Source organism: Marinobacter mobilis (assembly GCF_900106945.1).
Lineage (GTDB): Bacteria > Pseudomonadota > Gammaproteobacteria > Pseudomonadales > Oleiphilaceae > Marinobacter > Marinobacter mobilis.
This window is the reverse complement of record NZ_FNNE01000020.1, coordinates 1-9,555: the sequence shown is the minus strand read 5'-3', so window position 1 is coordinate 9,555 and position 9,555 is coordinate 1. Positions and strand designations below refer to the sequence as shown.

The 9,555-nt window shown below is 55.9% G+C and carries 8 protein-coding genes, 4 tRNA genes and 2 rRNA genes; all 14 read right to left on the bottom strand.

Annotation, left to right across the window (positions count from 1 at the left end; translation table 11 throughout):
* Window positions 1–391, bottom strand: a 391-nt coding sequence (locus tag BLV11_RS18115) for a GTP-binding protein (protein ID WP_245726078.1), incomplete at its 3' end; no start/stop codon positions are given.
* Between the two features lie 52 nt (window positions 392–443).
* Window positions 444–519 (bottom strand) — tRNA-Thr (locus BLV11_RS18110).
* Window positions 520–534: 15 nt separating this feature from the next.
* A tRNA-Gly gene (locus BLV11_RS18105) sits at window positions 535–609 on the bottom strand.
* Window positions 610–619: 10 nt separating this feature from the next.
* Window positions 620–704, bottom strand: a tRNA-Tyr gene (locus BLV11_RS18100).
* Between the two features lie 42 nt (window positions 705–746).
* A tRNA-Thr gene (locus BLV11_RS18095) sits at window positions 747–822 on the bottom strand.
* Window positions 823–853: 31 nt separating this feature from the next.
* Window positions 854–1,561 carry a hypothetical protein gene (locus tag BLV11_RS18090; RefSeq protein WP_245726077.1) on the bottom strand — a complete coding sequence of 236 codons (708 nt, stop codon included), beginning with the start codon at window positions 1,559–1,561 and terminating at the stop codon, window positions 854–856.
* Window positions 1,558–2,292, bottom strand: a complete 735-nt coding sequence (locus BLV11_RS18085; RefSeq protein ID WP_091817922.1) for a type III pantothenate kinase — start codon at window positions 2,290–2,292, stop codon at window positions 1,558–1,560. Before BLV11_RS18085 ends, BLV11_RS18090 begins: the two co-directional genes overlap by 4 nt.
* On the bottom strand, window positions 2,289–3,260 hold the full coding sequence (locus tag BLV11_RS18080) for a biotin--[acetyl-CoA-carboxylase] ligase (RefSeq protein ID WP_342707466.1): 972 nt from the start codon (window positions 3,258–3,260) through the stop codon (window positions 2,289–2,291). The genes BLV11_RS18085 and BLV11_RS18080 overlap by 4 nt, the downstream gene beginning before the upstream one ends.
* Before the next feature lie 158 nt (window positions 3,261–3,418).
* Window positions 3,419–5,761 carry a DUF6160 family protein gene (locus BLV11_RS18075; RefSeq protein ID WP_245726076.1) on the bottom strand — a complete coding sequence of 781 codons (2,343 nt, stop codon included), beginning with the start codon at window positions 5,759–5,761 and terminating at the stop codon, window positions 3,419–3,421.
* 64 nt (window positions 5,762–5,825) lie between these two features.
* A complete protein-coding gene (locus BLV11_RS18070) occupies window positions 5,826–6,383 on the bottom strand; it encodes a DUF6160 family protein (RefSeq protein ID WP_245726075.1) in 558 nt (185 codons plus the stop codon).
* On the bottom strand, window positions 6,380–7,393 hold the full coding sequence (locus BLV11_RS18065; protein ID WP_245726074.1) for a hypothetical protein: 1,014 nt from the start codon (window positions 7,391–7,393) through the stop codon (window positions 6,380–6,382). Before BLV11_RS18065 ends, BLV11_RS18070 begins: the two co-directional genes overlap by 4 nt.
* Window positions 7,394–7,453: 60 nt before the next feature.
* Window positions 7,454–8,662 (bottom strand): DUF6160 family protein, encoded by a 1,209-nt coding sequence (locus BLV11_RS18060; protein WP_375177839.1) that lies wholly within the window; start codon window positions 8,660–8,662, stop codon window positions 7,454–7,456.
* A gap of 559 nt (window positions 8,663–9,221) precedes the next feature.
* Window positions 9,222–9,336 (bottom strand): 5S ribosomal RNA (rrf, locus tag BLV11_RS18055).
* A gap of 78 nt (window positions 9,337–9,414) precedes the next feature.
* Window positions 9,415–9,555 (bottom strand): 23S ribosomal RNA (locus tag BLV11_RS18050); the annotation flags it as partial.

The following is a 9,555-nucleotide window of genomic DNA, read 5'->3' as shown; positions in this document are numbered from 1 at the left end:
AAGGAACACCTACCTGACGGGACAGCAGAATGTGCTCACGAGTCTGCGGCATTGGGCCGTCAGCTGCGGAACAAACCAGGATCGCGCCGTCCATCTGAGCCGCACCAGTGATCATGTTCTTCACATAGTCAGCGTGGCCCGGGCAGTCAACGTGTGCGTAGTGACGGATCGGAGAGTCGTACTCAACGTGAGAGGTCGCAATGGTGATACCACGCGCACGCTCTTCAGGCGCGTTATCGATCATGTCGAAAGCGCTCGCAGTACCAGTTCCCCAAACTTCGTGACATACACGAGTCAGAGCCGCGGTCAGAGTGGTCTTACCATGGTCAACGTGACCGATAGTACCAACGTTGACGTGCGGTTTATTACGTTCAAATTTTTCTTTGGACATTCGACCAATCTCCCTAATCAACCAAAGACCGAAACGTTGACCGGACAAATAGTGGAGCTCATGACCGGAATTGAACCGGTGACCTCATCCTTACCAAGGATGTGCTCTACCGACTGAGCTACATGAGCATTAACACTGCAAACTGGAGCGGGCAGCGGGAATCGAACCCGCGTCATCAGCTTGGAAGGCTGAGGTAATAGCCACTATACGATGCCCGCAAGCAATTAGTGGTGGAGGGGGCTGGATTCGAACCAGCGAAGGCGATGCCGTCAGATTTACAGTCTGATCCCTTTGGCCACTCGGGAACCCCTCCGAGTAAGACTTGCAAAATTCGCAAATCTTTCAAAACTTAAAGTGGAGCTGGCGGACGGAATCGAACCCCCGACCTGCTGATTACAAGTCAGCTGCTCTACCAACTGAGCTACGCCAGCTCACATTCGCCTCGTCAGCGAGGGCCGTATACTACGGAGTTTTTTTCAGGGTTGCAACACTTTCACAACCATTTATTTCAACCGATTCAAATCGAGCTGAAAAGTCCGCACGGTCCGCCAAATGCTCCTGAGAGCCAGGAACATAAGCCGCCTCAAAAACGAGGGCGTAGCTTAAATGATTTCGGGGGAATAACGCCAGTACTGCGTGAAGATTCTCAGCATTTCTTTGTGCCAGTACCTGTTCAGCGGCCTCCCGGGACTCGAAAAGCCCCAGGGAAATGGCATTCTCCTGCGCTCCCTCGGTCACCAGATAAGAATCGATACCCCGGCGCTGGATGTCATACAGCAATTGCACCGCCTCTTCCCGGCCGGGGCTTGGCGGGATAATCACCCAATGAAATGGTGGCAACTCGCGGGCCACCTCGATCACCGCGGCACTCTCAGCGTGCGGTTTCGGCAGGAAAGCCACCGCAGAGCCAGCCTCTTCAGCGGTCTCGAACCAACCCAGGCGGACACAATACAGCTCGGAGGAGCCCGTTCCGCCGACCGCTTCCGCTACTTGCTCCGGAGGTTCTCCAAGATCAGCTGAGCCTGAGAGCAACTCCAATTCCGCCACTCTCGGCAAACGCCCATCCTCGCCCCCTTGCCGACTGGTTCGCACGCCCTCAGGGAGCAGAACTGAACTGTAGACCCAGAGCCCGAGATTGAGCGCCAGCAACACCATTGCCAGCCGCTTCATACGTCACACCCTTCAGCGGCAATCGCAGCAACCCCTTCCAGAACCAGGTCCGGACAGTACTCCCCGGTCAAACCATGGACCAGCAGTTCGGAGCCGTCGCCCCCCGTCACATAGGTCGTCGCCAACCCCCACTCCCCTGCTTCAAGGTTGATACGTTCAGCCAATGCCCGCCAATACCACTGCAGCCCGTGAAACACGCACTCCGAGGTGTTAATACCTGGCGCCAGGCTGTGACTGTCAGCGGTGTGATAATCGATTCTTGCCGCATCCTGAGCCAGCCCCCGCAGCATCATCCCGCGCCCGGCCAGGATATACCCCCCGAGGTGTGCGCCGTCGGGAGCAATGAAATCAACGGTGATCGCACTGCCGGCATCCACCACCAGACAGCCCTTGGGGTTTCGCTGCCACGCCCCAACCATGGCATGCCATCGATCCGCCCCCATTTTGAGGGGGTCCTTGTAAGCATTGCGAAGCCCTTTTCGACGGGCCTCACTCCAATAGAACGTCACTGGCGCAGCCACTCTGGCCGCAATCGCTGCCGCCAGTTCCTCACGAAATGGCTCCGACGCCACGGTTGACACGGCTACGGCCTCAACCTGGGCAACAAATGGTGCCAGTCCTGCGAACAATCCCGCCTCCCCCAGCCGACCGACCCCGGACGCCATAACCCCATGCCCCGACTGCAAACGCCACTTCACCCGGGTGTTCCCCATATCGACGAGAAGGATCATGAGGTTTTCCGAAGGCTGATCTCACCAGCTCTCACGGGCCGGACATCCCCGTCATCAAGTTCAATGAGGTAGCTTCCATCAGAGGCGAGTCCTCTTCCGAGCCCCTTAAGATCGCCCTGGGTCGCCTCCAAAAGCTCGCCAGCAAACAGATCCCGCGCCATCCATCGGTCGCGAAACGCTTCGAATCCATCGCTCTGAAACTCATCGAAAGCCGACATCACCGACGCAATGAGTTGCGCGGCAAGCTCATTTCTCTGCCAGTACTGCTCAGGGGCAATCTGAGCCAGACTCACCCAAGGCTGGTCAATGCCGTCAACGTTCTGCATATGGACGTTCATACCCATACCGGCCACGATCTGCACTTCACCTTCCTGAAACTCGCCCTGCAGCTCAATCAGAATTCCCGCCAGTTTCCTGCCCTGCCAATAGACATCGTTCGGCCACTTGAGCTGAACATCGTCGATACCAGACGCCACCAGAACATCCGCCAGAGCAACACCAAACACCAGACTCAGGCCGTCCAGCGCAGCAAAGCCACCCTTAACCCCCAGCCCGAAACTGATATAGAGATTTTCGCCACGGGGGCTTTGCCATACCCGACCTCGACGCCCGCGACCGGCACTCTGACTGTCTGCGATACAGACCAGGGGCAGCGCCCCCACCTTTCCCCGACGCCGAATCACTTCAGCATTGGTAGAATCAACCTGATCAAGAACCAGCAGATCCAAAGCTGGCGCCAGACTGTCCGGCAAAGCTGCTTCGATTACCCCGGATGCGAGCAAATCCACGGGGCCCACCAGGCGATAGCCCTTACCCTTCAGGGTCTCGATCTGGATACCGCGTTCAACTGCCCTCCGAACCTGTTTCCAGACCGCAGTCCTGCTGATACCCAGCTGCTGCGCCAATGATTCTCCGGAATGGACGGCGCCGTCGGCGAGCAAACCGACCAACACTTTGGTTTTCATCATGGTGACTGCCTGATGGAACGTATGAATCAATGCCGGATTAAACAACAGCCTGCCTGAAAAGACAAAACCCGGGGCATAGCCAGCAAAGCAGCGGCGAGACACGCAACAAAAAAGACCCCAGAAAGGGGCCTTTATAAAACCATGCAGCCAGAAGCCCGTTACGGGATAGGGGTGGCGGTCAGGTTCGCATTTATATCAAAATTCTGGAGTTTCACACCATAAATAGCCGTTTGTGCACCGCCGACAGGATGAACCAGATCAATATTGTTTATGGAAAGCTCCCGGAATTGGGTGCGAGCCTGAACGGCAAAACCCAACGGACGGTTCTCAAGATCACTGGCGCTCGGATTGGTCACGTACCGGTATCCTTCTGCCGCTCCTGCATCCATGATCCGTTCGTCGCCACGAGCCCCCGCCACACCCTGGGAATCCACGCCATCGGTTTTCTTGACGACACGGGTCTGATAGACATCGACAGAGATCTCACTCTGAATACCGAAGCTGTTGTCTTCAATGCCATCCCCGTCGAAATCGCCACCATCACTTGTGTAGATATCATTCAGGACCAACTTCATGCCGGTGTCATTGATCGGGGCGCCGCCGCCATCTAGACTGCGGCCGGTTTCCCAGGTCAGAGCATTTCGCCGGGTGTCATCGACCGCCCGCGCGAGTATCTGCCGCATCGCGATGGTCACCCCTTCGGCACCCCGGTCCTCCCAGAGGCCACCAGATGCTGAGCAGGTTGCCGCATCGCTACCGGCACCACCTGCACAAACGGCGCCCGCACCACCGGGGGTAATTGTCATGGTACTGCCGGTTTCGTAGTTCTGGATGACAAAGCGGCCAAAGCTGCCTCCCGTTTCCTTATCACCAACACGGAGATTACCAACGTCCATGGTGCTCCAGGCTTCGCCCTTGATAATCGCGAACCCCTCTGGCGTGACATCGATGGTCATATCCCGCAAATGCATGTCGAAATCAAGGTCAGTGACCCAAAGACCGGTCTGACTGATCTCTCCGTTTCCTTCATCATAGGGATTGGCAATCAACGCAGCACTGCCGTTGGAAACCCTCACATCGGAATTGATGGTAAGGCCATCGCCGCTGGCACCACCTGCCCCCAAAGTAATATGCCCGTCCAAGTCAAAGTCATAGGCAGGATAGAAGCCAAGGGCTAGCAACAGTTCAGTCCCGCCCTGAAGAGGCGCATCCTCATCGCCTACCCGCAGACCGTTAATTCGGTAGCCACCTTTGACCCCTTCAAAGCCTAGCCTGAGACCATCAAAAAACTCGGTGCCATTGATCACGTCGTCGCGAGTGACATTGACCGTAAAGTCTCCCTGCCCCCAGGATTGCAGACCACTGAAGATGACCCTGTTGCCATCTTCGGTATAACTGATATCAGAGGGCGCCAGACTCCATTGGGTTGCCAGCCGCAACCCCTGCTCTCCGGCATCAGCATGACCGCCACCCTGGAGATATATGGCGTTGGTGTAAGCCAGCCCATTCACCGTCTGGTCCTGAAACAGGAAATTCACGTTCACGGCCCCCAGACTCTTGCCACCGGCGCCCAACTCCACCCGCGCGATATTGAGCCCACCTTCAAGTGAGCCCAGCGTCAGCCCCAAGGCCTCCCGGCCCAGCCAGTCGGTGGTGACATCAATACGCAGGTCATTAAACCGGTAGGCGCCAGTGATCCCCTTCAGGGCAAAGGCATGGCCGTCATCGTGATAAATAAAATTCGCGCTGTTGATGATCGTTTCGGAGTCAATATGCAGCCCTTCCCCGGCCCGGCCACCACCACCGATCGTCATTTCACCGGAGAGATCAAAATCACCGCTCAGGCGCCCATAACTGGGCAAACTGAGGCCACTGGAAACATCGACGCTGTTACCATGGTTCAGCGGGTTATTACTGTAACGAATGGCCCCGACACGGTAGTTTCCAGTAATGGAGGGAGCCGTAAACAACAAACCTGTGGGCACGACATCCATGGTGATCCCCATGGCGTCCACACTTAACGTAATATCATCCAGGAACACCTCATTACCATTGGTACGGTAACCGAGCCGACCACCGGTCATGGTGTAGGCGCTATCGAAAGTGTACCCCGCACCACTGAGTCGGCCGCCACTTGCCAGGCGGAAGGTCCCAGTCAGGTTGTGATCGAAAAACACCCCTCCCATACTCACGCCGGGAGCACCAGCGAGTCGGACATCGCCAAACTCAATGCGCCGATCTTCCACCAGATAGGAAAGGTTCAGACTGGCGTCCGCCCCAATATCAAGAGCAATCGAGTGAAAGGCTGCTCCGCTTGGGTCCGTTGCCGAGCCAATCCGGAAATCCTCAAGATGAATACCATTGCCATCGTCGAAATAGGACAGCTGCCCGATGGTGGCGTTGAGATCGAGCTCCAGTGTAATCCCCGTCTGCCCGCTAATACCGGACATCACGGTGTCATCCAGGCTCTGTAATTCCGCCTGCGCAGGGGCCCCTGTCACGACCCCTCCGCAGAACAACACGGTCCACCCTTGTCTGAAGAATCCTTTCATCACGATCACCCCGTCATGGATTTCCGGTTGGGAACACCAGCAGGTTCCCCTCCAGGGTGACGTCACCCTGCATCTGAATGGACAGAATATCGGTCTGCTGAAACCCCGGATCCGTTGGCCGGGCGGTACTGCTGGCCGCGAGTTTGAACTGGACGTCGTTATATCGAACAACGTTGGGCAAGCCCAGCTCCACCACATCGCGATTGAACAGGGCTCCATCTCCCCCGAAGCCCGAATCGACATGCCGGACCCTCAGGGTGAGCCCCTCAAAAGCAAAACTGCCGCGGATATCATCGATTACGAACCAGCCGCCATCCTGCTTCAGGCGATAAGCCAAGCGGGCACCGCATTTCTTTCCGACTTCCCCACAACTCCCGAAATAGCTGTTCTGAATGGGCCCGCCCATCTCATTAATGCTGATATCGCCGGAGAGGTATATTCCGCCCTGCCCCGACACGTCAGACAGGGCGCCATCGTCAAGCAGACTCAGGTCAGCCGCCGCTGCAACGGGCAGGAACAAGGCCAAAAATCCGGCGCATGCCGGCAAGCGACCGCAAATAGAAGCGCTCATGGTGCCAGATCCTGTGTCTGGATTTTCAGGTACTGGATCAACATGCCTTCAACTCTCGCCGAGCCGAAATCACGCGCCCCCACGCTGTAGTTTCCAATGGAGAGATTGCTGCGCAATTCGGGATTGGTGTAATAGTCGTTGTAGAAATCCCATGTCGCCGCGTCGCTGCTTGCCCGCAAACCATCGGCGCCAATGGCGCCTGCTGCGGGCTTAGCTATGGCCTGAACTTCGACAACGAAATTACCGGTGCCATCCACATCGAGAAACATTGGCTGAAACTTATTCCCCAATGCCAGCTCGAGGGCAAAGTCCTGCATGCGTATTCGGGAGCCACAGGAACTGCCATCCTGGCTGCAGGAATTGATCGAGAGTTCCGGGGAATAGAAATTCAGCTTGAACTCTCCGGCCAGCTGGTTGCGGTCGCTGTCGCCCCAGAGCCGAAGGTAACTGCCATCAATCACTGCACTCTGGGCATGGATGTTAAGGTTGGAGGACTGATTAGCGCCCACCGTTATATTCATCTGCAAACCGATATCTGGCCGCTCGCCCGCAAAATCGGCCGTCATTGGCCGGCTGGAACAAACACCGCTGCCTGCCGTTGCCCCAGTGCTGAGACAATCGTAGCCCTCCATCGCGCTGACTTTGGTTGGCGCCGCAATACTCAGGACAGCCCGATCACCGATTCCGAGGTCATTGCCATCAACAACGTCAATAGTAAACGGGTTGACCAAGCGACCGAGGTTGACTGGACTCAGGGTCTCCCCGTAGTTACTTCCGGCGCCGGCGATATACAGTTGGTTAACGACGATTTCGACATCCTGGCCATCGCTGCTCTTTATGCCCCCGATCTTGAAGATCTGGCCGTTTGCGACATCAGTGCCATGGGCAAACTTGAAATCCTCTAGAACCAGACCAATACCGGCACCGGAAATATCCGACAGCTCGTTTTCCGACATGCTTTCCAGCTCGGCACTCACCATGGCCGGCAGCATACCCATCGCTGCTGCCATAAAGGGAGAGAGCCACCGTCGCCGCGTTTGTCTTGTTATTCGGGCCATACCTTGGTCCTGTCAGAAGAGACCCCGTCCACGGTCAATGTATTCTGAACGATAGCGATCGATACCATTTAACGCCTCATTCAAGTTAACTTCTGCGACGCCGTTTGGGATATTGAAAAAACCACCGGCAGTCGCATTCACGAAGTCCTGCGCCGACGGATTTGTCTTGCTCACGTCTTTCAGCCAATTCACCGCCTGCGTCTGAAATGACATAAAAGCACCGCTCTCAGCGCCGGTTATCCTGCGCTGTCCGCCAACTTCCTCGATCTGACCGATCGGAAAGCTGCTGTACATATCAAGCTCAAAACAGGAGTCGATACCCAGCACCAGACAATCCTGGGCGTAGACATAGATATCGCCGCCGGGACAACTGAAAAAACTACAGTTGGGAACATCTATTCTTGAGCTGGATCCCCAGCCGATGAGGTTCTTTACCGACCACCGGGTGAACGAATTGGCACCTTCCAATACGAAACGCTCGCCGTCCGGAATGCCGATATACTGGCCTCGAATCGGGTCCAGCGAGCCAAGGTTGGGATCTCCGTCCTCTCCGTAAACCAGTTGCGCCTTGGTCCTGAGCGGGCTATCACCCTCGAGTAGGGGCGTCAGCAATACAATCACCTGGTCGAAGAAGTTACCTTCAGAACTCGCGGCCCTCAGGCCCTCACCGTGATCGACGATATCCACGTTGACATTACCCGTGAGTGACTTTATCGAGCCCGACAGTACCCCCATCGAATTTCCGAACCCCAGACGAATGCCAACGACCTCCTCGGTCGCATCATCATAGGCAAACTCGAGGAACGGGTTTTCAATCGAGAAGGGGACAATCTCGCCTTCGCCGTAGGCGGAACCGTCGGCCTTCATGATACGTGCCGCATCAGGGTGACGGTCGAAATAGGCCTGACTGTTGATGTAACCAAGCCCGAAGTCCTCGATCAGCACGTCAGAGCTGCCCGGGTCCTCACCACTGCGCTCATAGCGCCCCAACTCAAGCACATCAACATTCGTCTGGATGTCGATATTCATGCCCAGGTTCACCCGGGTATAGGAAGTGTTATCTGCCGCATCCGGGTGGTTATAACGGTCTACAGAAATAAACGCCTGACCGGTGATGTCGGACAACGCCTCATCGGTTATGGGCGTTAGTTCGGCGTGCACCGTCACTGAAGAACTGGCAACGGCCGCTGCCAACAACCACGGTTTAAAGTCCATAATCATCATTTCACTCTCGCCGCCGCTTGCCTGGCAGATTGTTGTCTTTATTGAGCGTCGATGAGCATCTCTGAGTGTCTGGCTGTTATTTGTTGTACGCCAGTTATCAGAAAGTCTAATGCGCTTACTGATCAAAGGCTGTGCGCCGGGTCATAGATTGGCAAATTCATGACAGCGATTTTCAATGTGCGAATTATTGAACAGCTTCACGACGAATTGTTGTCGCCCGTGCCGATAGTTCGCAATGGGAGGCGGGCGCTAGAGACACCGCCTTGCGGTCCGCTCATAGCGAACAAAGGAGACTCCACGCAGGTAGGAAGATGCGTCAGTTACAGCCGGTTTTGGATGGACGGATTGAGGCCATGAAGGCAGTTACGGGTTAATCTGGGTGCGACTGAAGGGAGAATAGGTTTGGGAGAGGCAAGGGCTCGCCCTGGGACAGTGATTCAGATTGCTCAGGGCTACCGCCCTTTGGCACCCGCGGGCATTCCCGCAGGTCTGCTGTATTTTCCAGCCACAAATAAAAAACCCCAGTACCATTCGGTACTGGGGTTTCGTATTAGGAGCCTGACGATGACCTACTCTCACATGGGCAACGCCACACTACCATCGGCGCAGGACTGTTTCACTTCTGAGTTCGGGATGGGATCAGGTGGTTCCAGACCGCTATGGTCGTCAGGCAAAACTGATGATCACTGGGAAAGGATGAGAAAGAAATGAGCGATTTCGTCGTTATCCGCAATTGTCTTGGGTGTTATATAGTCAAGCCGCACGAGCAATTAGTACTGGTTAGCTCAACGCCTCACAGCGCTTACACACCCAGCCTATCAACGTCCTGGTCTTGAACGGCTCTTAAGAAGGCTCGAGGCCTTAGGGAGATCTCATCTTGGAAGGGGCTT

Bases quoted from the DNA above. Each gene is read 5' to 3' on its own strand.
- BLV11_RS18090 (WP_245726077.1), bottom strand. From the start codon at position 1,561: ATGAAGCGGCTGGCAATGGTGTTGCTGGCGCTCAATCTCGGGCTCTGG.
- BLV11_RS18085 (WP_091817922.1), bottom strand. From the start codon at position 2,292: ATGATCCTTCTCGTCGATATGGGGAACACCCGGGTGAAGTGGCGTTTG.
- BLV11_RS18080 (WP_342707466.1), bottom strand. From the start codon at position 3,260: ATGATGAAAACCAAAGTGTTGGTCGGTTTGCTCGCCGACGGCGCCGTC.
- BLV11_RS18070 (WP_245726075.1), bottom strand. From the start codon at position 6,383: ATGAGCGCTTCTATTTGCGGTCGCTTGCCGGCATGCGCCGGATTTTTG.
- BLV11_RS18065 (WP_245726074.1), bottom strand. From the start codon at position 7,393: ATGGCAGCAGCGATGGGTATGCTGCCGGCCATGGTGAGTGCCGAGCTG.
- BLV11_RS18060 (WP_375177839.1), bottom strand. From the start codon at position 8,662: ATGATTATGGACTTTAAACCGTGGTTGTTGGCAGCGGCCGTTGCCAGT.